At 68.4% G+C, this 24,751-nt stretch carries 19 protein-coding genes; 10 read left to right on the top strand and 9 right to left on the bottom strand.

What is annotated here, in order from left to right:
* Window positions 1-13 precede the first annotated feature (13 nt).
* Window positions 14-4,720, bottom strand: coding sequence for a translocation/assembly module TamB (locus KY501_RS05080; RefSeq protein ID WP_224361711.1), 4,707 nt, complete (start codon window positions 4,718-4,720; stop codon window positions 14-16).
* 2 nt (window positions 4,721-4,722) lie between these two features.
* Entirely contained in the window at window positions 4,723-6,837 is a 2,115-nt protein-coding gene (locus tag KY501_RS05075; protein WP_224361377.1) for an autotransporter assembly complex protein TamA, read from the bottom strand.
* A gap of 166 nt (window positions 6,838-7,003) precedes the next feature.
* On the opposite strand from KY501_RS05075, the gene KY501_RS05070 reads away from it, so the two are divergent.
* Window positions 7,004-7,306: a hypothetical protein gene (locus KY501_RS05070; protein WP_224361376.1), complete on the top strand. Its 303-nt coding sequence runs from the start codon at window positions 7,004-7,006 to the stop codon at window positions 7,304-7,306.
* A 45-nt stretch (window positions 7,307-7,351) separates the two neighbouring features.
* Here KY501_RS05070 and KY501_RS05065 read toward each other — a convergent pair whose 3' ends face one another.
* Window positions 7,352-8,902, bottom strand: a complete 1,551-nt coding sequence (locus tag KY501_RS05065; RefSeq protein WP_224361375.1) for a 4-alpha-glucanotransferase — start codon at window positions 8,900-8,902, stop codon at window positions 7,352-7,354.
* Between the two features lie 128 nt (window positions 8,903-9,030).
* On the opposite strand from KY501_RS05065, the gene KY501_RS05060 reads away from it, so the two are divergent.
* From KY501_RS05060 to KY501_RS05045, 4 genes are all read left to right on the top strand, one after another.
* The gene (locus tag KY501_RS05060; RefSeq protein ID WP_224361374.1) at window positions 9,031-9,609 is read left to right on the top strand and encodes a DNA-3-methyladenine glycosylase; all 579 of its coding nucleotides are present in this window, start codon (window positions 9,031-9,033) and stop codon (window positions 9,607-9,609) included.
* Window positions 9,610-9,643: 34 nt separating this feature from the next.
* Complete coding sequence (locus KY501_RS05055) at window positions 9,644-10,276, top strand: RNA polymerase sigma factor (RefSeq protein ID WP_224361373.1); 633 nt, start codon at window positions 9,644-9,646, stop codon at window positions 10,274-10,276.
* Window positions 10,277-10,349: 73 nt separating this feature from the next.
* The gene (locus KY501_RS05050; RefSeq protein ID WP_224361372.1) at window positions 10,350-10,589 is read left to right on the top strand and encodes an anti-sigma factor family protein; all 240 of its coding nucleotides are present in this window, start codon (window positions 10,350-10,352) and stop codon (window positions 10,587-10,589) included.
* Window positions 10,586-11,659, top strand: a complete 1,074-nt coding sequence (locus tag KY501_RS05045; RefSeq protein WP_224361371.1) for a radical SAM protein — start codon at window positions 10,586-10,588, stop codon at window positions 11,657-11,659. Before KY501_RS05050 ends, KY501_RS05045 begins: the two co-directional genes overlap by 4 nt.
* 112 nt (window positions 11,660-11,771) lie before the next feature.
* Here the strand turns inward: KY501_RS05045 and KY501_RS05040 are convergent, their stop codons facing one another.
* Both KY501_RS05040 and KY501_RS05035 read right to left on the bottom strand, forming a co-directional pair.
* Window positions 11,772-12,554 carry an MBL fold metallo-hydrolase gene (locus tag KY501_RS05040; RefSeq protein ID WP_224361370.1) on the bottom strand — a complete coding sequence of 261 codons (783 nt, stop codon included), beginning with the start codon at window positions 12,552-12,554 and terminating at the stop codon, window positions 11,772-11,774.
* A gap of 108 nt (window positions 12,555-12,662) precedes the next feature.
* Window positions 12,663-13,499: an SDR family oxidoreductase gene (locus KY501_RS05035; protein WP_224361369.1), complete on the bottom strand. Its 837-nt coding sequence runs from the start codon at window positions 13,497-13,499 to the stop codon at window positions 12,663-12,665.
* A gap of 114 nt (window positions 13,500-13,613) precedes the next feature.
* Here KY501_RS05035 and KY501_RS05030 point away from each other — a divergent pair, with 114 nt between their 5' ends.
* Window positions 13,614-14,633, top strand: a complete 1,020-nt coding sequence (locus KY501_RS05030) for an AraC family transcriptional regulator (protein WP_224361368.1) — start codon at window positions 13,614-13,616, stop codon at window positions 14,631-14,633.
* Here the strand turns inward: KY501_RS05030 and pdxR are convergent.
* Window positions 14,613-16,073 (bottom strand): MocR-like pyridoxine biosynthesis transcription factor PdxR, encoded by a 1,461-nt coding sequence (pdxR, locus tag KY501_RS05025; protein WP_224361367.1) that lies wholly within the window; start codon window positions 16,071-16,073, stop codon window positions 14,613-14,615. The genes KY501_RS05030 and pdxR overlap by 21 nt on opposite strands.
* Window positions 16,074-16,120: 47 nt before the next feature.
* Here pdxR and KY501_RS05020 point away from each other — a divergent pair, with 47 nt between their 5' ends.
* Together KY501_RS05020 and KY501_RS05015 are read left to right on the top strand one after the other, a co-directional pair.
* Window positions 16,121-16,618 carry a carboxymuconolactone decarboxylase family protein gene (locus tag KY501_RS05020; protein ID WP_373691557.1) on the top strand — a complete coding sequence of 166 codons (498 nt, stop codon included), beginning with the start codon at window positions 16,121-16,123 and terminating at the stop codon, window positions 16,616-16,618.
* Entirely contained in the window at window positions 16,615-17,424 is an 810-nt protein-coding gene (locus KY501_RS05015) for an isocitrate lyase/PEP mutase family protein (protein ID WP_224361365.1), read from the top strand. Before KY501_RS05020 ends, KY501_RS05015 begins: the two co-directional genes overlap by 4 nt.
* Window positions 17,425-17,443: 19 nt before the next feature.
* Here the strand turns inward: KY501_RS05015 and rraA are convergent, their stop codons facing one another.
* A complete protein-coding gene (gene rraA / locus KY501_RS05010) occupies window positions 17,444-17,929 on the bottom strand; it encodes a ribonuclease E activity regulator RraA (RefSeq protein ID WP_224361364.1) in 486 nt (161 codons plus the stop codon).
* Window positions 17,930-17,952: 23 nt separating this feature from the next.
* Entirely contained in the window at window positions 17,953-18,450 is a 498-nt protein-coding gene (locus KY501_RS05005; RefSeq protein ID WP_224361363.1) for a styrene oxide isomerase, read from the bottom strand.
* Between the two features lie 159 nt (window positions 18,451-18,609).
* Between KY501_RS05005 and KY501_RS05000 the strand changes: the two genes are divergently transcribed.
* Together KY501_RS05000 and KY501_RS04995 are read left to right on the top strand one after the other, a co-directional pair.
* The gene (locus tag KY501_RS05000; RefSeq protein ID WP_224361362.1) at window positions 18,610-19,221 is read left to right on the top strand and encodes a DedA family protein; all 612 of its coding nucleotides are present in this window, start codon (window positions 18,610-18,612) and stop codon (window positions 19,219-19,221) included.
* Window positions 19,222-19,330: 109 nt separating this feature from the next.
* A complete protein-coding gene (locus KY501_RS04995) occupies window positions 19,331-21,487 on the top strand; it encodes a hypothetical protein (protein ID WP_224361361.1) in 2,157 nt (718 codons plus the stop codon).
* Here KY501_RS04995 and KY501_RS04990 read toward each other — a convergent pair whose 3' ends face one another.
* Window positions 21,488-24,634 carry an ABC transporter substrate-binding protein gene (locus KY501_RS04990; protein ID WP_224361360.1) on the bottom strand — a complete coding sequence of 1,049 codons (3,147 nt, stop codon included), beginning with the start codon at window positions 24,632-24,634 and terminating at the stop codon, window positions 21,488-21,490. It abuts the gene before it with no gap.
* Between the last annotated feature and the right edge of the window lie 117 nt (window positions 24,635-24,751).

Genomic DNA, 24,751 nt, shown 5'->3' with positions numbered 1-24,751 from the left:
CCGCGAGTCTAGCTCAGTAGTCCTTGCTCCAGATGAGGTCCAAGCCGCCGGAGCGCGCGTCGCCGTAGTTGGCCTCGAGGCTCCATTGCGGAGTGAACTGGTACTCAAAGTGTACGGCGTTGGCGTTCTCGCGAGTCTGGGCTGTAGTGCCCACGCGGCCGGTGTAGCCCACGTAGATCTTGTCCGTGAGGTACTTGCCCACCTCGAGCTTGGTGCCTGCCAGCCCGCTGTCTCCGGCTTCGATGGAGAACACGTCCAGGGGCAGCTCCGCCGACAGGGCCTTCTTGGCCTGCGAGGCGACGAGCGAGCCCACCACGGAGGCGGCCTGCGAGCCCGTCATCGATGAGCCCGAGTTGCGCTCCAGCGTGCGGCGGCCCGTGGCCAGCAGCGTGTAGATCTCCGTCTCGGACATCGGCGGATCGCTCGTGGGCTCGATGGTGAAGTTCTTCCCCTGGCCGCGGATGTGGATGAAGACGGTGACGTTCTCGCGATCGTTGACGTGCTCGGCGGTGATGTTGAGGTAGGGCGCCAGCGGCGGGCCGGTGAAGTTGACGCGGCTGTCCTTCTGCACGTCGAAGCGGCGCCCCAGCGCATCCACCCGGCCGCGTTGGACGATGACCTCGCCTGCGAGGTAGGGCTCGGTCGAGTAGGAGACCTCGAAGTTCTGGGAGAGCCCCAGCTCGATGTTCACGTCCGAGCCGCGGACCCAGAGGTTTCTCGGCGCGTTGATGAAGATCGTATAGGTGCGTTGAACCTCTTTCTTCTCGATGTCGGAGGCGTCCACCAGATCCTTCTTCACGGGACGGTTGGAGCCCGCGCCGCCCGTGCCCGGGCCTCCGGGTTTGCCCGGGAGTTGGGTGTTGCTGGCCGAGGCGGTGTCCTCGGGGGACGTGCCGCTGGTGGGCTCGCCGTTCTTCGGCGGGGCGTTGGCTGGCTCGGTTCCCTTGCGGCGCTTGCCGATGGGGACGCCATTGCGCACCAGGACGACATCACCCGGACGCTCGAGCGGCTGCAGGTCCTTGCGAGTCACCTCGGGCAGCTCGATATGGGCCTCGGGGATGGAGAGGTTGCGGATGGTGACCTTGGTGAGGGTCAGGCTGCCCTCGAACGTTGACCGCAGCGATGCGACGGCGACGAGCTGATCCTCCGAGATGATGGGGAACTCCTTGAGCTGGCCTTCGCCCTTGAGCTCATAGGCTCCGTTCTTCCCGACCTCGGCATCCGCGGTGAGGCGGAGCTCGCCGTTGCCGCCTCGCGCGAACAGTTGCTGGAGGTGGATGCGCTGCTCGGTCACGGTGAGGTCGACGAGGATGTCCCGGTACTCGCCGAAGCCCATCAACCCGAGCTTGCCGTTCTTCCAGTTCACGTTGCCCTTCAAGGTGGGCGCGCCCACGGTGCCGGCGACGGCCGCATCCGCCTCGAGCACGCCGCCCAGGCTGCGCACCATCTCGTGGGCTCCGGAGAGGAAGGCCATGTCGAAGCGCCGGGCCACCAGCTTGACGTCCAGCGGCACCTTGTCCACCTCGAGCCCTTGCTGCACCGCGGGCAGGGACAGGTCCAGCGGGATGCCGGCTCGGACGACCAGGCTGCCTCCCGAGGGCGCGGACACGGTCGCGTCCAGGTCCGAGCGAGCCTTGGCGTAGGTGTAGTGGACGTGAGCCTGGCCGAGCGCCAGCTTCCCCACGCCGAGCTGTTGCAACCCCACGTCGAGGACGACCTCCGGCGCGGCGGGAGTGCCGTGCGCGGCCATCTCCAGCGAGACGATGCCTTGCAGGCCCTGCTCGCGCAGCGCGGGATCCGCCTGGGACAGGCCCATCAGCTCCTTGAGCGCGGTGGGGTGGAGGCGGCCCTTGAGATCGAAGGGCACCCAGCCGATGACGTCCGGATCCTGGATGGCGCCCAGCGGCGCTTCGAGCGTGGCGCTCAGTTGAGCCAGAGGAGCGGGCTTGCCGTCCTGGTACCGGAGCGTCGACAGCTCCGCGTGGATGTCATCCGCCCCTCCGGTCACTGTGAGGTCCGCGTCCAGAGGGGGCAGGCCGTTGGCGCTGACCTGCCGGGCCTGCACCTCGAAGTGGGCCTCGGGCACGAGGACGGAGCCTTTCACAGCGAACTTCGAGGACACGGTGCCCTGGGCGTTCTGCAGGCCGGCCAGCCCGCCGACCAGCGAGAGGGGCAGCTCGTCCACGTTGCCCTCGACGGTCATCTGGGTCCGGGTGATCTGCTCCGTCGTGGGCGGCTGGATGAGGAACTGGCCCAGCGTGAAGGGCGTCTTCAGCGTCACGGACGCCTGCTTCGCCAGCCCTTGCAGGTCGAGCTGCGCACCCAGCGCTCCGCTCGTCTCATCGGACGAGGCGGTCAGCGTGAAGGCGAGAGGGTTCTTCAGCACGCCCTCGGGCAGGCCTCCGTACACCAGCTGCTCGCCCTTCATCGTAAGGGTGATGCGTGGATCCCGGGCGGGGCCCTTCACCTCCAGCACGCCGCTGAGCTCTCCGCTCACGGGCTCCGGGCGCCCGAGCATCTTCACCGTGTCCTCGAGGCTCAGCCGTGTGAGGTTCACCCGGAGGTTCAGCTCGTCGCTGCGGTGGCGCAGGAAGCCCTGAACGGGCACATCGAAGTCCGCGCTGACGCTGGCGGCAGGGACGCTCGCGGTGAGGGTACCGGTGGCCCGGTCCTTCACGTAGGTGCCCTTCAGCGAGGCATTGATGTCCGAGTACTCCTGGAAGCGAACGCCCGCGAGCGTGAGGGAGACGTCGGCATCCGGGCGAGGCAGCTTCCCGCGCGCGTTCAGCCGCGCAGAGACGGTACCTCCGAGGTCGAGCTTCTCGGGCATGAACGACTTGGGCAGCTTCGTCAGGTCCAGCGCATCCGCCTCCACGTGGCCGTCGATGCTCTGGCCCTCCTTCACCAGCGTGAGCGCCAGGCGCTGCTGGTCGGACACGAGTGTGAGGGCGGGTTTCACCTCGATCCGGCCTCCGCCGAAGCCCACGTGCGAGGAGCCCCGCAAGGTCCACGTGGCCTCGGGCCAGGCCAGCGTCATCGCCTTCACCGCGAGCCCCTCCTGGTCCTCGTCCACCGTGCCGGACAGCGTGAGGGCCAGCTCCGCGTCCCCCGCCGTCTTCACGTGAGCCTGGAGCTCCCGCTCTCGCGTGGTGACGGCGGCGGTGAGGTTCTGGAACGTACGCCCGCCCGTGCGCAGCTCATCCACCACCAGCGAGGCATCCGTGGACAGGGGTTTGGTCACATCCGGCAACGAGGCCTTCAGGTTGAGGCCCTGGACGACATTGTCCTCGTAGGACAGCGAGGCGAAGGAGCCGGAGAGCTCCACTCCCGGCGTGCGCAGCGGGCCCTCCAGCCGGAAGTCCAGCGCGCCACTGCCGCCCAGGGGCAGTGCCGGACCTGGACCCAGCCGGCCCACCGTCTGTCCCAGCACGGCGAGATCCGATGCACTCATGCTGCCCTTCACCTGGATGTTGTCGACCGTGCCCTGGCCACTCGCGTCCAGCGATGCGCCCGGCATCAGCACCCGCAGGCGGGACAGCGTGTAGAAACCGTCCTTGGCGGTCGCGTGCAGCTCCACCGGCCCGAGCGGCTGGCCCTTGAACTTAGAGGGCGAGACGGTGAGGTCCACCTCGCCGTCGAGCGTCTCCAGGCTAGTGCCTCCGCCGCTCGCGTTGAGGTTGGCGACGATGGCTGTGGGCGCCGCATTGTCCATCAGCTCCGCGAGGTTGATGTCCCGCGCCCTGAGGGTGACGCCGTCGCTGCGCATCGTGGCGACGTTGAAGGAGCCATCCACGTTCATGATGGCGCTCCCGGCCTTCACCGTCAGGTTGGTCCGAGCAACATCCCCCTGCTTCTGGCCGTTGCCTTCCACGCTCACGGTCGCGATCAGCGGGTAGCTCGGCACGAAGGCCCGAGCCGTCTCCGGCTCGAGTGACAGGCGCTTGAGCTCCACCCACGCCTCGTTCATCCCGCGCATGCCGCCGCGGCCCTGGAACACGAGCCCGGCCACGGCCATGTCCGCGTCCGCGGAGATGTTCAACTCCTCGCCCTGGCCTCGCAGGGTCAGCTTCACTGGGCCCGAGACGGGGCGAGCCAGGCCACCGGTGGCCTCCAGCCGCACGTCGAAGGACTGCTTCGCCGCGCCATAGCTGGCCGCGCCGCTGGCATCGAAGTCCTCCAGGCGCACCTGCCGGGTGCCCTGTGCGGTGTCACCCTCGAAGTCGACGTACCCGTCCTCGAGCCGGAAGTCCTTGAGCGTGAGGCGCAGCGAGCCCCGGCCTGTGTCCGGCTCTTCGGGCTTGGGGGTGCGAGGCGCCACGGCGCGGGCCAGATTGAAGCCTCGCTCGTCCTGCACCAGGTAGAGGCGCGGTTTCTCGAGCCGCGCGGAGGTGAGCATCACATGCTGGCCCACCAGCGGTGGCAGGGAGATGCGCGCATCCACCAGCGCCACTTCAGCCACCAGATCCCCTTCAGGGGTATAGAGCTTCACGTCTCGCAGGGTGAGCCCCGAGAGGCTCAAATCCACCGAGCCCGCCTCCAGCTTTCCGGCGAGTTGCTCGTTGGCGATGGGCAGGGCCTTGCCGAGCACCCACCGCTCGCCCGAGGACGAGGTGAGCCATGCGAGCGCCCCAGCCACCAGCACCAGCACCAGCGCCACCAGTCCCAGCACGCCCCAGACGATGCGCCGGACCCAGCGTCTCCATGGGGCATGCTTGTGCACCGTCAAAACGCTTCTCCGATCGACAGTTGAAAGGTGCAGAGCCCATCCGGGGCTCCCGCGTATGTTGTCTTCTTGCTTCCCAGGCCGAAGCAGGTACCGCCGGCAGGATAGGTGTACCCAGCTCCTTCAACGGGCAAGGGGGGGCCAATGTTCAGTCGCCGGGCAATGTCCACTCGGATGGGGCCCACCACGGTGATGTAGCGCAGCCCCAGACCTACAGCGTGGTACAGCCCGTCACGGAAGGGGCTTGAGCGTCCGAACGACAGCGAGTCCACGCCCACGAAGCCCGTGTCCCAGAAGCTGGCCACGGCCAGACTTTCTGTCACCCGGTATCGCGCCTCCAGTGAAGTCTCGAAGAGGCTGTCGCCGCCAATGGGCACGGTGCCGGCATCCGGTTTCGTGGGATCGATGGCCACCTGGGGAGACAGCCGCTGGCTGTTGAAGCCGCGCATGGACGAGCCGCCGCCGGAGAAGAAGCGGTTGACGATGGAGCTCTGCTTCAGGCTCGTCTCGTTGTTGCGGTAGGGGACGAGCGTGCCCATGCGGACCTTGCCCGCCACGGTCAGCCGCCGCTCCATGCCGAAGGACTGGTAGTAGCGCAGGTCCGGCAGCAGGCGGATATAGGAGAAGTCCCCGAACAGCGGCCCGCCACCCCCCTGCACGGAGAGCGCGGCGTAGTAGCCGGCCCGCGGCTCGATCTTGTCGTCCCGCCGGTCCCACTCCACCGTGGTCTCCAGGTAGCTGAGCTTGATGGTGCAGGGCGCCGAGGTGGAGGTGGAGGTGTCGTTGCGGCATCCCAGGGTGATCGGAGGGATGCCCTGCTCGTTGGCGCCCACCGTTCCGGTCAGCCGGTATATCTCCAGGTTGTAGGCGGGGAAGATGGACAGGTCCGGGTGCGGTTGCCAGATGAGGCCCGTGCGCAGCCGGCCGCCAATGAAGGAGTACGCCTGTTCCAGGCCCTTCTCGCCGGTGATGGAGGCCTGCAGGCGCACGTCCCGGAAGAGGAAGCGCGGCTGTTCGAACTCGGTGGTGACATCGAAGATGAGGCCGCTCTTGGAGTTCTCCTGGCCCGAGCTCACTCCAATGATGGAGGGGATGAAGGCGTAGCCCAGGCGGCTTTTCAACGTGAGCCGGCGCAGACCGCCGAAGATGTTCCGGTTGGTCCACTCGCCCAGGACGCGGCCCTCCTGGCGCGCGGCGTCCACGCCCAGACCGCCGCCCAGCCTCACCGAGCGCAGCGGCGCCTCGCGCACGTCCACCACTACGGGGACCGTGGCCGCCTCGCGATCCGGCGCGCCTCGGTTGACCTTCACCGCGCCGAACACGCCCATGGCGAACACGCGCGCCTGGGCCTCGGCGAGCGCCGACTCGGTGAACCAATCTCCCTTGTGGATCGCCCCCTGTGCCTGCTCGATGATGCGCTTGGGCGCCACCTGCGGGTTGGCGTCCGTGGCGACGAAGATGTTGCCGAATTTGTAGCGGGGGCCTGGGGTCACCCGCAGTGCCACCGTGGCCTGGTGCGTGTCCACGTCCACCTGCACCTCTCCGCCCACCTCGGCCTCCGCGTAGCCCAGCTCGCGCAGCCGTTCCTGGAGCAGCCCCTTCACGCCCTCCCAGTTCTCCTCTCGGAACACGTCCCCCTTGTTCAGGGGCAGATCCGATTTCACCCGGCGCTGGTGGTCCTCGGGCAGCGCCTCCATGCCGGTGATTTCGATGGTGCCAATGCGCGTGGGCTCTCCCTCGCGCACCTGGGCCACCAGCTTCACGGCCTCCTTGCCATCGGGCTGCACCGTGTCCGAGATGACCTGGGCCTGGTAGTAGCCCTGGGCCTGGTAGTAGCGCTCGATGCGGCGCAGGTCCGCCTGCCACGCGTTCGGATCGAAGTAGGAGGGGCCCTTGTCAAAGGGCCAGAGCGGCTCGTACCAGGGCGTCTCCGTGGTGAGGATCTTCGCCTTGATGTCCCCCTCGCCCACCTTGTCGGCGCCCTCGATCTTCAGATCCTTCACTTCGAGGGCGTCCGGCCGAGGCTTGGTGGTGGCGCACGCGCTGGCGAGGGCCAGGACCAGGAACAGGGGAAGGCGGAAGCGGGGGCGATGTCGGAAGAGGGCTACGTCCACGGTGCCAGTTCATATCCATTCGATCCCGGATTGACTCGTCCCCCGTGAAAAGGGAGCGCCACACTGTCGCGTTTCACCATTCTGGGAGGCTGGGGAAGGGAGGATCCCGGACATTTCATGCCGTCAGACGTGCATGCGGGCTCGGCCTGGGCCAGAGTGTCCGGGTATGACCTGGCAAATCAGAGGGCTGCTCGGCGCGGTCCTGGCGGTGGTGCTCTCCTGTGGACCCGGCAAGGATGATGCGGTCCGGGTGAAGGAAGGGGAGACCCTGGAGGGCATCGACGAGTGTCCGGGCCTGCTCTGCGCGGGCGAGCAGTACTTCTGCACGGAGCTGCTCTTCGAGTACGGGCGCTCGCCGCCGCTGTGCGTGACGAGCGACATCTGCAACAAGCTCGAGTGCCTGGATTCGGGGAAGAAGTGCGTCCTGTTCGACGGCATCCCCGTGCAACTGCGCTGCGTCAACCCCTAGCGCCCGGCGGAGCCCCTCGGCAGCGGGGCCCCGCTCGAGCGGACCTCAGCGGCGCGCGGAGGCGGTGAGCCACGCCATGCGCTGGGCGGCGTCCTTCGTCTGAGGATCCTCCAGCAGGGCGTCCACGTTCTGGGTGATGCGGTAGGCCCAGTTGCTGTCGCTCATGGTGCCCGGCAGGTTGATGCGCTCGCGCGTGCCGAGCACGTCCTGCCACGGCAGCACGCACAGGTTGCTGCTGGAGTTGAGCGCGGCGGCCAGCATGGCCCGGTGGATCTCCGGAGTGAACTCCTTCGTCACCACGACGCCCTGGAACTCCGGCCAGGCCCTGCCCACCGCGGCGCGCTCGTCGTCGCGGCTGGCCTCCCACCAGTCCGCCATGGGCTCCGTGTCGTGGGTGCCCGTGGTGGCCAGCGAGATGGCCGGGAACTGGTGGGGGTTGCGGTAGACGGCGTCATCGCGCTCCCAGCGCATCACCCGGTAGCCCGGCAGCCCCAGCTCCGCGAGGATCTTCCGCACGAACGGGGGAATGACGCCCAGGTCCTCGGCGATGATGCCGGCGCCCTCGGACAGCAGGCGGAAGTGCCGCTCACCCAGCCGCTTGTGGCTCTCCTCGTCCGGGGGGATGAAGCGCCCGGTGGGCGTCTTCTCGTCGCGGATCCACTGCCGGAAGTAGCCCACCGCGTGGTCCACCCGGCGCAAGTCGTAGTAGCTGGCCGCCTTGGCCGCCCGCGCCTTGAGCCAGCGGTAGTCCTCCTTCTCCATCGCGGCGAAGTCGAAGTAGGGCAGGCCCCAATCCTGGCCGGTGGCGGAGAAGTCATCCGGCGGCACGCCCAGGCGTGCGTCCCGGCGCAGGATGTCCGGGTGCGCCCACGTGTCCGAGCTGTCCTGGCCGATGATGAAGGGCTCGTCGCCGCACAGCAGGATGCCGCGCGCCTTGGCCTGCGCGCGCACCTGGTTCCACTGTTGCTCGGCCACCCACTGCAGCCACGCGTGGTAGCGCACTCGGCGCTCCATGCGCTGGCCCTCGGTCTTCAGCGCGTCCGGCTTGCGGGTGCGCAGCGGCTCGGGCCACTCCCACCAGGCCCGGCGCTGTTGATCCTCGGAGATCGCGGTGAAGAGGGCGTAGCTCTCCAGCCACTCGCCCTGGGCCTCGCGCCAGGCCTGGAACTCCCGGGCGCGCGCCGTCTTCGCGCCCCACTCGTGCTGATCGAAGTGCGAGAAGGCCCGGTCGAAGGCGGCGTCCTTGAGCGGGAACACCAGGTCATACCGGATGCGAGGAGCCGCGCGGGCCTCGGCCAGCTTGCGCTTCTGCTCGTCCGAGAAAGAGCCCTCGCCGCCGGTGGCCTGGAACTCGGGCAGTTGGTGCGGATCGATGAAGAGCGGGTTGAGGCCGAACGCCGAGCGCGTGGCATAGGGGCTGGGGTCGCCGGGAGCGGTGGGCAGCAGCGGCAGGACCATCAACACCTTCTGCCGGGCCTCCGTCATCCACCGGAAGAGGCCATCCATGGCCCCGAAGTTGCCAATGCCGAAGTCCGTCCGGGAACGCAGCGAAAAGACGGGAAGAAGAAGACCGGAGAGCCGGCCAGTAGGGAGCATGCGTGCAATCTGCCCCAGCCCTTGGCGCCTGTGAACTGTTTGGAGCACCCGGTCGCTCGGATGGTCGCTCGTGGGATGGAGGGAGTGTTGACGATCCGTTGAACCCGAGGACAATTCCCCTGATACCCGTGAAGCTTTCCGAGTCCTTCTATGCGCGCCCGGCGCTGACCGTTGCCCGAGAGTTGCTCGGCACCCACCTCGTTCTGGAGGAAGGGGGCCAGCGGCGGGTGGGGCGCATCGTCGAGACGGAGGCCTATATCGGTGAGCATGACCTGGCGTGCCACGCCGCCAAGGGGCTCACCCCACGCACGGAGGTGATGTTCGGACCGCCCGGGCACGCCTACGTCTACCTCATCTATGGGATGCACCACTGCTTCAACGTGGTGACCGATGCGCTCGGCGTGGGCGCCGCCGTGCTGGTGCGCGCCGTGGAGCCCGTCGAGGGATTCTCCACGGAGGCTCGAACGAACGGACCCGGACGCCTGTGCCGCGCCTTCGGCATCACCCTGGCGCACAATAAATTTGACCTCAAAACATCTGTTCTGCACCTGACGGCGGGCGAGCCGGTGGCGGAGGGGCAGGTGGCACGGGGGCCGCGGATCGGGGTGGAATACGCCGGGGCCTGGGCGGACGAGCCCTTCCGGCTGTGGGTGAAGGACAGTCGTCACGTGAGCAAGGTGCCTACCCGGCGTGTGCGTCGTCCTTGACGGCGGCCATCCTGGCTGGAAGGTTGCGTCTGTCATGTCCGAAGAGCTCGCCACTCCCCCCGAAGACCGGCAGCAAGAGGATCGGAGGCTTCTGTCGCGCGCTCAGGCGGGGGACATGGCGGCCTTCGAGGAGCTGGTCGAGGCGCACCGGGACAAGGTGTTCGGGTTGGCGCTGCGGATGACGCGCTCGGAGGCGGACGCGGCGGAGATCGCCCAGGACACCTTCTTGTCGGCCTACCAGCACCTCAAGGATTTTCGCGGGGATGCGGCGTTCAGCTCGTGGGTGCACCGCATCGCGGCAAACCATGCGCTGATGCGGCTGCGGCACCGCCGGGTGGTCCAGTCGGTAGAGGGGGAACCCCCAGGTCCCGAGTTCACCGAGCGCGGCTCGTTGGCGGACTACCCGGAGCGGGACTGGAGCCGGGATGCCGAGGAGAAGGCCCTGGACGCGGAGTTGGGGCATGCCATCCAGCAAGCGACGGACCGGCTGCCTGAAGGGTACCGGGAGGTCTTTCTCTTGAAAGATGTCGAGGGCCTCAGTTACGAACAGATCGCCGAGCTGACGGGGGACTCTGTTCCGGCCATCAAGAGCCGGTTGCATCGGGCGAGGCTTGCGCTGAGAGAAGCCATCGATCAGTTCTACAATCAGGGTGCTCTCGCGGAGTGAAACGCTCGGAGGCTCCGCGCATCATCGATAGTAAGACAGCGATTCGTCGGGGCAAGCCGCAGTCGAGGTTCGGATGTATACCTGCAAAGACTCGATCAACCTCCTGCTGGACTTCCTCGACGGCGAGTTGACGCCGGAGGACGCGCAGCATTTGAAGGAGCACTTGCAGGGATGCGCGCCCTGTGTGGACTTCCTCCGGACGTACAAGGCCACGCCCGGGCTGTGTAAGAGGGCCATGGCCCACCGCATGCCCCAGGAGATGTCCTCGAAGCTGACCGAGTTCCTCCGCTCGAAGATCAAGTCCTCGCCGTGAACCTGAAACAGCTGTCGCTCCCGGAATTGGAGCAGGCCCTGGCGCCGCTGGCGCCCACTCCCACGGCGGTCCGCAAGGTGTTCGCGGCTGTCTTCGCGCATGGCGCGAGCACGGTGGAAGAGGTGTGCCGGGCGCCGCAGGTTCCCAAGAAGGTCGCCGAGTACCTGCGGGCGCATGCCGAGCTGCCTCGCCTGGAAGTGGTGGAGCGGCGGCAGGCGGAGGATGGGTTCGTGAAGTACCTCTTCGCCTCGCCCCTGGGAGGGCGGGTGGAGGCGGTGCGCATTCCCATCTTCGACGAGAAGTACATCGTCTGTGTGTCCAGCCAGGTGGGGTGCGCGCTGGCGTGTGACTTCTGCATGACGGGGAAGCTGGGGTTCCAGCGCAACCTGAAGACGTGGGAAATCCTCGATCAGGTGCTGCAGGTGCGCGCGGAGGCGGACCGGCCGGTGCGCGGCGTGGTGTTCATGGGGATGGGCGAGCCGCTGATCAACTACAACGAGACGATCCGCGCGGCGCAGGTGCTGTCGAACCCGGCGGGGTTCTCCATCTCGGGGACGTCGATCACGTTCTCCACGGCGGGGATGGTTCCGCAGATCCGGCGGTATACGCGCGAGGGGCATCCGTACCGGCTGGCGTTCTCGGTGACGAGCGCGATTCCGGAGAAGCGGGCGAAGGTGCTGCCCATCGAGAAGGCGCACCCGCTGCCGGAGTTGGTGGATGCGATTCGCGAGTACACGCAGGTGCGTCGCGAGCGGGCGATGATCGCGTACGTGGCGATCTCGGGGTTCAACCTGCAGCTCGAGGACGCGCTGGCGCTGAAGGAGACGTTCGAGGGGATCCCCATCAAGGTGGATCTGATCGACGTGACGGATCCGACGGGGAAGTACCTGCCGCCGTCGGCCGAGGAGCTGAAGGCGTTTCGAGACCACCTGCAGGTGCTGAAGTCGCCGATCGCGCGGCGCTACTCGGGTGGGAAGGACATCGGAGCGGCGTGCGGCACGCTGGAGGCGAGCCAGTACGGAGGCAAGGTGCTGGCGGTGACGGCTCCTCGCGTGGAGCAGGCTTCCTGACAGAGGCCAAGGACCTGGGTTCGCGCGGCCAGGGGGGGGGAGCCCTTGTGGCGGCGCGACGAGCCATCTGGTCCTACCATCGGACCAGTTCGCGCGAACCGCGCCCGGCAGGTTAGTACCAGTTCCGGATGCGCACCTCGACGCCCACGTCCGTGCCGACGAGCCGGGTGAACTCGTCCAGGTCACTGCCGCGTGAGTGATAGGGGTAGACGATCTTCGGCTTGAACTCGCGCACGGCGCTCGCAGCCTGCTGCACTGTCATGGTGTAGGGCAGGTTCATCGGGATGAAGGCGACTTCGATGTCGCGCAACTGCCTCATCTCGGGGATGTCCTCCGTGTCGCCAGCGATGTAGATGCGCTTGCCGCCCAGGGTCAGGACGTAGCCGTTGCCGCGCCCCTTCGTGTGGTACTGCAGGCGATCGGTCGTGATGTTGTACATGGGGATCGCCTCCACGCCGATGCCCGCCACGGTCAGCGTCCCGCCGTTCGCGAGGACCTGCGTCACTCCCTGGAGGTTCGCGGGCAGCTGGTCGCGCACGGCCTGGGGCGCGACGATCACCGTGTCCACTCTCACGAGGGCCGTGAGGGTGTCCGCGCTCAAGTGATCGCTGTGGATGTCCGTCACGAAGATCACGTTGGGAGCAGGCAGGCCCTCGAACGGCGCGGCGCCTCCGACCGGGTCGACGTAGATCATCTTGTCCGCCCAGTGCATGACGAAGGTGGCGTGATTGATCGGATGGATGATCACGTCCCCTTGCGAGGTCGAGATGGCATCACCCGATATGGGTGGCTCGGAAGGCGGGGGATTGCCCTCATCAGGAGGATCGTCCTTGCACGCCAACAGGGACAGCGAGAGACAGAGTGCCGAGAACACGAGAAGCCGGGTCTTGAGCATAAGGGTCCTCTTTCTGCCTCGAGCTATACCCTGGAGTTCCGGACTCCTGGGCTCGCTTGATTCCCTGTGGGTCTTCTTCCGAACGCTCGCCTGGAGCGTCAGGCCTCATCAGCCGAGGGCCGGACGGGTGAGTGCCAGGACGGCCTCTCCCGTCACGTCCGCATACTTGCGCTGGGCCATGCCCCGGACGATGTCCGAGGTGAGGTAGCGCAGGTGTGGTTGGGCGGTCGTCGCGGTCTCGACGATGATGCGCGCAATGTCGTCTCCCGTCTGGGCCGAGTCATAGGCGCCCTGGGTCCGGGAGAGGTAGGCATCGAGAAGGGGTTGGTAGGCACCCACTTCTCCCGCCGCCCCGTTGTTGGTCGCCAGGACGTTGTTGACGAACTCCGTGCGGACCGCGCCGGGCTCGATGAGCGAGACGTGGATGCCCAGCTTCTGCGCCACGGGGGCCAGGCTCTCCATGAAGCCCTCCACCGCGAACTTCGCGGCGCAGTAGGCATCATTGAAGGGCTGCCCGATGAGCCCGCCAATGCTGCTCACCGAGATGATGCGCCCCGAGCGCCGCTCTCGCATCCCTGGGAACACGGCCTGCGTCACCCGCCAGACTCCGAAGAAGTTCACCTCCATCGTGCGCCGCAGCGCCTCGGGGGAGGTCTGCTCCAGGGAGCCCAGGAAGCCCGCGCCGGCGTTGTTCACCAGCACGTCGATGCGGCCGTGGCTCCGGAGCACCCCCTCCACGCACTGGCTCACGGAGGAGTCGCTCGCCACATCCAACGCTCGGATGTCCAGCCGGACGCCCTCGGCGGCGGCGCGGGCGCGCAGGGCCTCGGCCTTGTCCAGGTTGCGAAGGGTGGCAACGACCTCGAAGCCAGCCTGGGCCAGCCGGACAGCAGCGCTCAGGCCAATGCCCGTGGACGAGCCGGTGACGAGTGCGATGGGGGCCATGGTAGTCTCTCCTTTGGATGAACCGGCGCCGCGGGGTGCGGCGTCGCGTGATGGATCAAGTACCACCTGGCGCCGCTCCACTCCTGACCGTGGGCGCCAATCGACTGACCCGCGATGCCACCTGGAGCCACCCGGACCCTGTCGCTGCCTCGCTCCATGCTGGCCTTGTTGAGCGAGGCCGGAGTGAAGGTGGATACGCTGGCGCGCAAGGTCGGTGCGGCCTCGGCTTCCTCGCGGCTCACCCCAGCTCAGATGGATGCCTTCCTCGACCTGGCCCTTCCGGCGGCGGGGGATGATGCGTTCCGTCGCATGGTGGCGATGGACGTGCGTCCGGAGCTCTTCGGGGTGGTGGGGCTGTCCGCCATGGCCGCGCCCACCCTGGGGGCCGCGTTGTCCCGCTTCGAGCGGTACAAGCGGCTGTTCGCCCTGGACGTCATCGAGCTCGTGCCAGGTCGGGACTCCACGAGCGTGCGGGTTCTCCTGAAGCGGCCAGAGGGGCCTACCGCGCGGATGCGCGCCGAGCTCGAGATGGTGTTCCTGCTGGCGTTCGCCCGGCGGATGACGCGCACGCAAGTCATCCCCGTGTACGTGGACGTCCGGGGTCCCATTCCCTCGTACCAGGCACGCATGGAGGCCTTCTTCCGGGCTCCCCTGCGGAGTGGGCAGGAGTTCGATGCGCTCGGATTCTCCTCGCTGGATCTGGCTCGCCCCTTGGTGAGCAGCAACGCCGAGCTGGCCGGGCTGCTGGGGCCGCGCGCGGAGCAGCTCCTGGTGGAGAGCGGCAGTCAGGACATCTCGGAGCAGGTGCGCGCGGTGCTCCAGCGCATGCTCATGGGGGAAGAGCCCTCCATGGAGGGGGTGGCTCGGGCGCTCGGGGCGAGCGAGCGGAGCCTGCAGCGGCGGCTGTCCGAGGCGGGGACTTCCTTCGTCACGCTGCTGGCCGAGGTGCGCCGGGAGCGGGCTCGTGAGCAGTTGGCGAACACGGACATGGACATCGCCGAACTCTCTTTCCTGCTGGGCTTCTCGGACGCCAGCGCGTTCCACCGGGCCTTCAAGCGCTGGGAGGGGATGACGCCGCTCGAGTACCGCAAGGCCTCGAGGAAGAAGCGCCCATCAGCCCGAGCCGGCGCGTAGCCCAGGTCCAGCGGTTCGTGCCAGCTCCATGGCTCGGGCAAGCCGGGACACCGCATCGCGGGCCTGGGCCGCGGGCAAGGTCGCGAATCCGAGTAGCAGGCCATCGAGGCGGTTCTTCGCCGGGTTGAACTGATGGGCCGACAGCGCGCCAGGTGCGAGGCCGAGCCCATCGGCATGGTTCACGACGGCATCGTCGCGAATACCGCGCAGCCGCGCGAGCAGGTGCAACCCACCCGGTGCATTGCCAATCTGGAGGTGTGGTGAGGAGAGCTCCGCGAGGGCTCGCAGCAGCGCGGCGCGGCGCTCCGCATAGAGGCTGCGCACGCGCCGCACGTGCCGGGCGAAGTGTCCCTCCCCCAGGAAGTCAGCGGCTGCGCGCTGGATGGCAAGGGGTGGCGCGGGGTGCAACAGGCTGGCGGCGCGGGCGAGCGCCTCCCGCGCCCTCTCCGGCACGACGAGGAAGCCGAGCCGCACACTGGGGAACATCGACTTGCTGAAGGTCCCCGCGTAGAGCACCAGGCCCTTGTCATCCAGGCTCTTGAGGGCGGGGAGCGGCGCCGAGTCATAGTGGAACTCGCCGTCGTAGTCGTCCTCGACGATCCACGCGTCCGCGCTCCGGGCCCAGTCCAGGAGGGCGAGCCTGCGAGGCAGCGAGAGCGCCATTCCCAGAGGCATCTGATGGCCGGGAGTCACCACCGCGAACCTGGCGCGGGGGGCGAGGGCCACGCCCCTGGAGACATCGAGTCCTTCGGCATCCACTGGGACGGCTACGGGCCGCAATCCCGCGAACACGAACGCATGGCGCGCCCGGAAGTAGCCCGGGTCCTCCATCCATACCGGGTCCTCTGGCTTCGAGAGCGCATGTGCCAGCAGGCCGAGCGTGGCGTGATAGCCGCCAGTGATCATCACCTCATTGGCGTGGGCGACCACACCGCGCGAGACCGCCAGGTGCGCGGCGATGGCTTCCCTCAGGGAGGCATCCCCCGTGGGGCTGGAGTACGCGAGCTCACTGGCCCGGACCCGGCGTGAGTGCCGCCCCAGCACTCGAGCCCAGGTCGCGATGGGGAATGCGTCGACCGCGGGAACGCCAATCTGGAATGGCCAGAGGACCGTGCGCGCCCGGGGTTCACTCCGGGGTTGCGGCGCGACGGTGGTTCCGCCGCGAGGTGAGAGCGGGAGGGGACTCGTGACGAACGTACCGGCTGCGCCGCGCGTGATGAGGAATCCCTCGACGGCCAAGCGTGCGTACGCGACATCCACCGTTCCCCGCGCGACGTGAACCTCCAACGCCATCGCCCGTGCCGAGGGAAGGCGGGTGCCCGGTGGGAGCGTGCCCACCAGGATGGATTGGCGGATCCGCTCGTACAACTGCACGTGCAGGGGGATGTCGCTGCGGTGGCGCAACAGCGAAGGCTGGAAGGTGGCTCTGCGAGGGGACATGATGGCCCAGTCGAATCGATCTTTCTTGGCTCTTTTCCTGAGCCATCATGCACCTATCTTGTCGTGCCATGACCACTGAATCCGTGCGGCTCGACCCCCCCGCTTTTCGAAATCTTGTCCCTGAGACCTGGCGTGCCCTGGTCGCGATCTCGACCTCCTTGAAGCAGAGCGGTCTGGGCGATGAGCTCATCGAGTTCGTCAAGATCCGGGCCTCCCTGCTGAACGGGTGCCAGTTCTGCATCGCGCTGCACACGGACGACGCTCGCAAGCTCGGGATCCCCGAGCAGCGAATCCAGGCGCTCGAGCATTGGCGTGACTCCCCCCTCTTCCAGCCCCGGGAGCGGGCGGCACTCGCCTGGACCGATGCGCTCACGCATTTGTCGAAGGGAGACGTGCCGGATGCCATCTATCGCGAGGTGTCGGGAGCCTTCTCGGAGGCTGAGCTCGCGGCGCTGACCGCGGCGGTGGTGGTGATCAATTCCTGGAATCGCATCGCGATGGCCTATCGGTTCCCGCCCGAGGCCGCCACGGGGGTTCGTCGATGAGCCCGGTTCCCGCAGACACCGCAAGGTTCCGTGCGCTCCACGCACCGGGCCAGCTTCTCATCCTGGCGAATGCGTGGGATGCCGTGAGCGCCCGGCTGGTTGAGTCCCTTGGCGGTGCCGCCATCGCCACCAGCAGCGCCGCGATGGCCTGGGCTCAAGGGATACCCGATGGCGAGCGCCTCTCGTTCGATCGAGTGCTCGCCGCGTCCCGGGACATCGTCCGAGCGGTGCGGGTGCCGGTGAGCGTCGATTTCGAGCGAGGCTACGGCACGAGCGCGGCGGAGGTGGCCGCCAACGTTTGCCGTCTCGCGGAAGTGGGAGTGGTGGGCGTCAATCTCGAGGACGGTGCCGAGCCGCCAGAGGTGCTTGCCGAGAGACTGTCGGCCGCTCGCGAGGCGCTTCGGCGTGCGGGGCGAGACATGTTCCTGAATGCGCGCATCGACGTGGTCCTGCGCCACATCTCCGAGGGAAGCCAGGCCCTCGACGAGGTCGTTCGGCGCGCGAAGCGCTACGTGGACGCGGGCTGTGATGGTGTCTTCGTGCCAGGGCTCTCGAAGGCTGAGGAGCTAGCCCGGGTCGTCGAGCAGGTCCCTGTCCCGCTTAACGTCTGGGCCGCGCCGACGTTGCCTGCGCCCGAGCAGCTTCGAGCGTTGGGGGTGCGCCGGGTGAGCGTGGGGCCTCGGCTCGCGCTGACGGCACTCTCGGCGGCGCGTCGAGACGCGGAGCAGGTGCTCGCGGGGCGGTGGGCTCCGACCTTCGAGGGGACGAAGCTGACCTACCCCGAGATCAACGCCTGGTTCGCGTGAGCGCCGATCCTGCTTCTCTTCAGCTCAGAGACAGCTCGGTGGCCGAGACCACGATGCCGTCTTCGTCGCTGTAGAGCCAGTGTCCCGGCGTGAAGGTGACGGTGCCGAAGGTGACGGGCACATCCACCTCGCCAACGCCCGTCTTGCGGCTCTTGCGAGGGTTGGAGCCCAGCGCCTTGACGCCGATGTCGAGCTTCGCCAGCGCCACGGTGTCTCGCACGGCACCGTGGATGATGACCCCTGCCCACCCGCTCGCATGCCCGATGCCCGCGATGACATCGCCCATCAGCGCCGTGCCGAGCGAGCCTCCACCGTCGACCACCAGCACGCGCCCCGCTCCGGGCTCCGACAGCGCCTTCTTGAGCAGGACGTTGTCCTGGAAGCAGCGGACGGTGGTGATCCGGCCGTGGAACACCTTGCGCCCGCCGAACTGGCGGAATTGCGTCTCACAGCTGGAGAGCTGCGACTCAAACCTGTCGACGAGGTCAGCGGTGGCGAAGGTCATGGCGCCCTCCTTATACGAACGGCTCAGCGGGCGCGACGGAAGCCGTACACCCAGGCGCCCGCGGCGGCGAGCGCGGGCAGCACCACGGTGACGGTGAGCGTGAGGAAGATGGCGTCATTGGCCGGCTGGCCGATGAAGTCCACGCCCGACACGCGCAGCCACGCCTTCACGCACGTCACGCCCCAGTTGGCGAAGTTGGCACCGATCACCAGCCACGCCAGGCGCCGCTGACCCACGGGGCCGTAGTGCAGCATGGGCAGCGTCCAGGCCACGCCGAGCAGGAAGAAGGTGCCCATCAGCGCGTTGAGGTGGGCGGCCAGGGCCATGTGCGGATCGGCGGGCACCTTGCCCGTCATGGCCGAGGAGACATAGCCCCCGGTGAGCAGGCCAATGAGCATGAGCCAGGCGGCGGCGTGCGCCATGAGACGCGCGGCGGGCAGGGGGGCCGGGGTGGGGGCGGGGGCCGAGGCGGACGAAGCCTCCGGGCCCGGGAGTGGGGTGAGGTGGGGGGCAGGAGTCATGTAGGTGTCCTCCATCTTACGGCGGCAGTGCTCCAGACACCGAACCGGGTTGCCTGGCCCGGCTGCCTGCCCCATCCGGAACGGTACGGAGCCCAGAGGTGCCCTGTTAAGAAGAACAGGCGGGCAGGCTTCGAGTCGTCGAGGGAGGTGGGAGCACGCATGGTGGAGTCCATTGATCACTTCATCATGGCCATGGGGATGGCAGGGCTGCTCCTGCTGGGGTTGGCGGCCATGCTGGAGTACGTGGTGCCTCCCTTCCCCGGGGACACCATCACCCTGCTGGGCGGAGTGTACGCGGTGCGGGGGGATCACCCCTGGCCGCTCGTGTTCTTGATCGTGACGCTGGGCAGCGTGGCGGGCGCGGCCATCAACTACTGGTTCGGCACGTGGCTGGCCCGGCGCTTCGAGGCCAACCCGCAGGCGAGCCTGTTCGGTTTCACCCATGCGAAGTTGGAGGAGGTGCAGGCACGCATGCGGCGCAGTGGGCCGTGGCTGCTGGTCGTGAACCGCTTCCTGCCGGGCATTCGCGGCGTCATCTTCATCGCCGCGGGCGCCGCGCGCATTCCCCGCCGCAATGCGCTGCTGCTCGGCGCGGTGTCCGCCATGGCCCACAACGCGCTGGTGCTCACGGTGGGCCGGGCGGTGGGAGGCAACCTCGAGCGGCTGGAATCACTGGTGTCCCGCTACCAGATGGCCGTGGTGGTGCTGGTGTTGATCGGAGTGCTGGCCGTGGTGGTTCGGGCACTGGCCCGGCGCACCCCGGCTACCTGAGGGACAGGCCGTGCTTCGGGCAGGCACTTACCGCGCTCCGGCTCCAGGAGGAGACGTTGGGTGAGGCTTCCGCTTCAGGCGCCCTGCCGAAGCTGGTTAAGTCGGGCCCATGTTTCGCGATCGGCCGTGGTTGTTGTTCCTCGTGGCGCTCGTGCTCGCTGGTGCCTGCCGGTGTGATGATCCGGGAGTCGGCGGCGCGAAAGGAGACTTTCGTGCGCAGGAGACGGAGCTGAACTTCGGCCGGGTGCTGGAGGGGCAACAGGCTCGTCGCACCGTGACGTTGGTGGGCACGGGGCGCGCCGGAGTGACGGTGAAGGCGGCCACCGACAGCCCCTTCTCCGTGGCGGAGGACTCCGTAGCGGTGCCGGGCGGCGGGACGGCGACACTGGAGGTGGTGTTCACGGCGGGGGACGCGCCGGCGGAAGGCACGCTGGTGCTCACCGCGGGAAGCCACACGGAGAACATCGCACTCAAGGGCGTCGGAGTGAGGCCTCTAGCGTGCGTTCCCTCGGAGCAGTGTCGCGAGTCCCACTTCGAGGTGGAGCCCGGCCAGTGCGTGGAGACGCTCGCGCCCGACGGGATCGTGTGCATTCCCACCAGCAAGTGTGAGGAGCAGGGGCGTTGTCAGCAGGGCGTCTGCGTGGGCTCGCCGCGCCTGTGCGACGACGACAACCCGTGTACGGAGGACGCCTGCTCGCCCACGGAAGGCTGTGTGACGGCGCCCGTTGTGTGCCCTCGGCCCTCCAATCCGTGCAAGGTGGGTGTATGCGAGCCGTCGAGCGGTTGCGGCGAAGCGGATGCTCCCGACTTCAGCCTCTGTGGCGGCGCGGACTGCAAGACGGCGAACGTGTGTGTGTCGGGCTCGTGTCGCACGGTGCCCACTCCCGAAGGCTTCTTCTGCGCTCCCGCCACTCCCTGCCAGGGCGAGGGCAAGTGTCACGATGGGGAGTGCGTCCGGCCGGATGCGGGGGATCTTCCCGTGCTCTTCTCCCAGAAGCTCGGTGGGGTGCCCGCGGCGGATCCGGGAGGGCCCGTCCTGCTCGTCCAGGATCAGACGCTCTACACCTCGGTGTGCGGAGACGATGCGGGCTGTCGGCTCGTGGCCTTCACGGACAAGGGCCTGCTGCGCTTCGAGGCACCTTATGAGGATGGGGGTCCGCGCACGCTGCTGACCGTGTCTGATGGGGGCATCCTCCTGCACGAGCCCCAGGCCCTGGAGAGCTATGCCCTGGCCGGTCCAGGCCAGCGCCTCTGGCAGGCACCGTTGGGAGGAGAAGCGGCGCAAGATGGAGGGCGGGTTCCCTCGACAGGCGTGGGGCGTGTGGCGCTGACGGCCGAGGGCGAGGTGGTGGCGCTCGTATCCTGGCGGCCCCCCGAGAACGACGGGGGCCTGGAAGATGGAGGCATGGATGGGGGCACTCCCGAGGATGCAGGCACTATCAGTTGGCCCGCGACGCTGATGGTGCTTGGCACGGACGGAGGGGTGCTTCGCGCTGGCTCGTTGGAGGGCTTCAGTGGGGAGGGCGCTCGCGTGTCGCTCGAGGAGCAGGGCACCCTGTTGGTGTGCTCCGAGGAAGCCGAGCGCGTCTCACGCGTCGAGCCGGAGCCCGAGGATGCGGGCGTGGGTTTCGTCGCCTTCCCGTTGGTGGACGAGCCAGGGGATGCGGGCTCGTCGCTGGCGGTGGCGGGGGGCAGGCTCTTCGCGGGGGCGCGGCTCTTCGCCAGCACGGATGGCGGCAGCCGGGTGCAGGTCCCCTGGGATGGAGGCATGCAATCCCTCACGCCGATCGCCGAGCCGGCCCTGTTGCTGGACGACGTGGGCTACGCCTTCGCGCGGACATGCCCGGACGGAGGAGCTCCGTGCCCGCACGAGCTCGAGCGGCTGATGCTGCGAGCCCTGGATGCTCGAACGGGAGCGACGGCGTGGGAAGTGTCCGTGCTCCCGGAGGATGCCCCCGGCACGCTGTACGAAGCCTCGCTGGTGCAAGGCGGGGCGGTGGGTACGCTCACCGACGTCGAACTGGATGGAGGTCCCCGGGTCCACGTGCAGTTCTTCTCGGGGGGAGAGCGGATCGCCGTCTGCCCGCTGCGGGACAGGCCCCGGGTCGCGGGGGCTGCCCACGTGGGGCGCTACCTCTATGTCGTGCTCGAGCGGGAAGGCACATGGCGGCTCGAGGCGTTCGATCTGGGCTCCCTGGGGCTCGCGGAGACACGGGGCTGGCCTCAGCGGAACGGAATCTCCGGAACCCGGCGGGCCAGACCCTGACTACGGCTGGGTGTCCGTGTCGATCCACAGGTCCTCGAAGCGGACCTGGGGCGGAGTCATGTGCAGCCGCAGATCCTGCACGATGGGTGTGGCCACGGCGTAGATGCGGTCGTGGTACAGCGGGATGAGCGGGCAGTCCTGCTCGAAGAGCTCCTCCGCGCGGCGGTAGAACTGCTGGCGCAGCTCGGGATCGATGGAGACGCGCGCCTCCGTCGTGAGCTTGTCCAGCTCCGGGTTCTGGTAGCCGAGCGGGTAGATGGTCTGCGCGCTCGAGTTCAGCAGGAGGTAGAGGAAGTTGTCGGGGTCCGGGTAGTCGGCGATCCACAGCGTCCGGAACGCGGGGATGCGCCCGGCGCGGAGCCGCGTCGTGTAGTCCTGAGGCGGCAGCTCCACGTGGTTCAGGTCGAGCAGCCCTGCTTCGATGAGTGGCTGGAAGAGCAGCTGATCCTCTTCCGAGGTGTCGCGCCCGGCGGGGTAGTAGATGGTGAGGGGCACCTTGCGCACGCCCGCCTCGCGCAGGAGCCGCTCGGCGCGCGCCACGTCAGGCCCGGACACCGAGGCGGGGGTCGCGTCCTGGAGCAGCTCGGGAGGGGTGAGTGTGTTCGCCATGCGCGCGCCGGGGTGGAAGCGCTCCACCAGCCGGGGGATGTCCAGCCCGGCGCGGATGGCCTGCCTCACCCGCACATCGTCGTAGAGGGGCTCGCGCAGGTTGAGGCCCACGAAGGCGGTGGAGGGCGTGGAGCTGGCGATGACTTGGAACATCTCCATGCCCGGGCCCTGGGCATGCTGCGCATGGAGGTAGGAGACGAAGTCCACCTGTCCGGCCTGGAGCCGCTCGACGGCATCCTGCCGTGAGTCCACGAGCAGGAACTCGAGCCGGTCCAATAGGGGCATGCCCTCGCGGTAGTAGATGGGGTTGCGCTCCAGGCTGACGCGTTCCTGGTCGAAGCGCTCCAGCCGGTACGGGCCCGTGCCCAGCAGGCGCCCGTTCGCGCCCTCACGGGCGATGGCCGTGGCGGTCAGCGTCAGCAGGTGGAGGAAGAAGGCCTTGGGCTCCCGGAGCCGGATCTCCATCGTCACTTCGTCGATGACGTGGATGCCAGTGACTTCGCGAGCTTCGCCGCTGACGTAGTCGGGCACACCGGCGATGTCCTCCAGCAGCGTGCGGTCCGGTGAGCGCACCTCCGGGCTCAGCAACCGCTCGAAGTGGCGCTTCACGTCGAACGCCGTCAGCTTCACCCCGTCATGGAAGGTGACGCCGCGACGCAGGAAGAAGCGGAACACGCGCGCCGACGGATCCATCTCCCAGCGCTCGGCGAGGTCGGGCGCCAGCACGCCATCTTCCAGCCGCAGCAGGGTGGAGAAGACGCACGCGCACACCTCCGCGAGCTGGTTCTCCACGCTGAAGAGGGGATCCAGGGTCTGTCTCGCGCGCAGCGCCGAGGCCTGGTGGATGGCGATGCGCAGTTCCCCGCCGGCACGGGGCCGGGGGAGGCGGAAACGGAACACCTCGGCCTCCAGGCTCACCGTTTCGTTGCCGAGCTGATCCACCGTGCGGTTCAGCTCGTCTCCGATGCGGATGACGCGGCGGGCGTCCTCATGGACGCGGGAGACCTCTTCGCGGATGGCACCCTCGCCACGGGTGAGCACTCCGTGGGCCTTGCGGATGTCGTCGATGGCGGCCGTGAGCCGGACCACCGCCTCGGAGAGCTGGTGCCCGGTTCGGGCTTGGCCCTCCACCTTGTCCGTGGCCTCGCGCGCCAGCCGCGCCATCTCGCCCGTCTGCCGCACCAGCTCGCGCGCGTGGCCTACCTGCTCGATGGCGGCCCGGGTGACGTCATCCACCTGCATCGCCACCCGGCGGCTGGCCTCCGCCACCGAGGTACCCTGCTGCTCCAGGCGCTTGGTCTCCTCCACGGTGGACTCGACGGCCGCGAAGGTGCGCTGGGTGATGTTGCGGATCTCCACCAGCGCGGCGGCGGCACGGTCTCCCAGCTGCACACCCGTGGTGGCCTGCTCGCGGCCATCCTTCACCAGGGTCACGGCGGTGCCCACCGCCTCGCGCACGCCGGTAACCATGGAGGCGATCTCCCGCGTGGAGCGCGCGGTGCGCTCGGCCAGCCCGCGAATCTCATTGGCCACCACGCCGAAGGGGCGGCCGTGCTCGCCAGCCTGCGCGGCGATGATGGAGGCATTGAGCGCCAGCAGCTTCGTCTGGTCGGCGATCTCCTGGATGACGTCGACGATGCGGCCAATCGCCGTGGAGCGCACTCCGAGCGAGTCGACGATCTCGGCGGCTTTGCGCACCGTCTCCTCGACGCGGTACATGCCCTTGACGCTGTCGTTGACGAGCTCCTCGCCGCGCTGGGAGGTGGCGGTGACGGCCATGGCCAGCTCGTTCGTCTCGCTGGCGCGGCGGCGCACGGCGTCGATGCCTGTGCTCACCACGGAGACGAAGCTCTCGGCCTCGTTGGCGAAGCGCGCCAGCTCATCTCCGGCCATGGCGATGTGCGAGAGCCGCTCGCTCATGGCCTGCACCAGCTCGCTGGTGTTGTGGGAGAACTCGTCCAGGATGGAGAGGGCGTGGCCCACCTGCTGGAGCCGCTCCGTCATCTCCCCCAGGGCGTTGGTCGTCTCGTCGGCGAACGAGTCCATCTGCCCCACGCGCTGGCCGGTGGCGTGGAGGCTCTCGCCCATGCTCGTGACGGCGCCCAGGGTGTGGTCCACCGCGAGGCCCTGGCGCCGAGCGGCCTCCAGGAGCATGCGGGCCTGATCGGAGACGCTGGTGGTGGTGCGGTGGAGGTTGACGGTGACTCGCTGGACCTGGGAGATGGCCCGGCGCAGCGAGACGAGGAGGCGGTGCACGTCATCGCGCCCCTCGAACTCGTCGCGGGTGGAGATGGCGAGGTCTCCCTCGGCGAGGCGGGTGATGACGCGGCGGCGCATGCGCAGCCGGCGCCCGGCCCAGGCGTACCAGGTGAGCCACCCACCCAGGAGGTAGAGCGGGGGCAGGGCGAAGAGGAGCACGAGCCAACCGTTCAGGGAGCGCGGCTCTATTGCGAGCACGCGCAGCAGACCGCCTACAATGAGCGCGGTTGCGAGCCCCCCACCGAGGCCGAAGCCGAAGAGGTACCGTTTGGCTCCCATGAGCAGTCGCGACGCTACTCCGCCTTTTCGCGCCGTACCTCAAAACCGTGCACGCCGGGGGACGGGATGGGCCCTGCTCGCCGTCCTGGTGCTGTGCCTACCTGCTACGTCGACCGG

The organism is Hyalangium versicolor (genome assembly GCF_020103695.1).
In the GTDB taxonomy this organism is placed as follows: Bacteria; Myxococcota; Myxococcia; order Myxococcales; family Myxococcaceae; genus Hyalangium; species Hyalangium versicolor.
Note: the sequence above shows the minus strand (reverse complement) of the source record. Positions and strands in the feature narration are given on the sequence as shown.

Bases quoted from the DNA above. Each gene is read 5' to 3' on its own strand.
- KY501_RS05070 (WP_224361376.1), top strand. From the start codon at position 7,004: ATGACCTGGCAAATCAGAGGGCTGCTCGGCGCGGTCCTGGCGGTGGTG.
- KY501_RS05065 (WP_224361375.1), bottom strand. From the start codon at position 8,902: ATGCTCCCTACTGGCCGGCTCTCCGGTCTTCTTCTTCCCGTCTTTTCG.
- KY501_RS05055 (WP_224361373.1), top strand. From the start codon at position 9,644: ATGTCCGAAGAGCTCGCCACTCCCCCCGAAGACCGGCAGCAAGAGGAT.
- KY501_RS05050 (WP_224361372.1), top strand. From the start codon at position 10,350: ATGTATACCTGCAAAGACTCGATCAACCTCCTGCTGGACTTCCTCGAC.
- KY501_RS05040 (WP_224361370.1), bottom strand. From the start codon at position 12,554: ATGCTCAAGACCCGGCTTCTCGTGTTCTCGGCACTCTGTCTCTCGCTG.
- KY501_RS05035 (WP_224361369.1), bottom strand. From the start codon at position 13,499: ATGGCCCCCATCGCACTCGTCACCGGCTCGTCCACGGGCATTGGCCTG.
- KY501_RS05030 (WP_224361368.1), top strand. From the start codon at position 13,614: ATGCCACCTGGAGCCACCCGGACCCTGTCGCTGCCTCGCTCCATGCTG.
- pdxR (WP_224361367.1), bottom strand. From the start codon at position 16,073: ATGTCCCCTCGCAGAGCCACCTTCCAGCCTTCGCTGTTGCGCCACCGC.
- KY501_RS05020 (WP_373691557.1), top strand. From the start codon at position 16,121: ATGCACCTATCTTGTCGTGCCATGACCACTGAATCCGTGCGGCTCGAC.
- KY501_RS05015 (WP_224361365.1), top strand. From the start codon at position 16,615: ATGAGCCCGGTTCCCGCAGACACCGCAAGGTTCCGTGCGCTCCACGCA.
- rraA (WP_224361364.1), bottom strand. From the start codon at position 17,929: ATGACCTTCGCCACCGCTGACCTCGTCGACAGGTTTGAGTCGCAGCTC.
- KY501_RS05005 (WP_224361363.1), bottom strand. From the start codon at position 18,450: ATGACTCCTGCCCCCCACCTCACCCCACTCCCGGGCCCGGAGGCTTCG.
- KY501_RS05000 (WP_224361362.1), top strand. From the start codon at position 18,610: ATGGTGGAGTCCATTGATCACTTCATCATGGCCATGGGGATGGCAGGG.
- KY501_RS04995 (WP_224361361.1), top strand. From the start codon at position 19,331: ATGTTTCGCGATCGGCCGTGGTTGTTGTTCCTCGTGGCGCTCGTGCTC.
- KY501_RS04990 (WP_224361360.1), bottom strand. From the start codon at position 24,634: ATGGGAGCCAAACGGTACCTCTTCGGCTTCGGCCTCGGTGGGGGGCTC.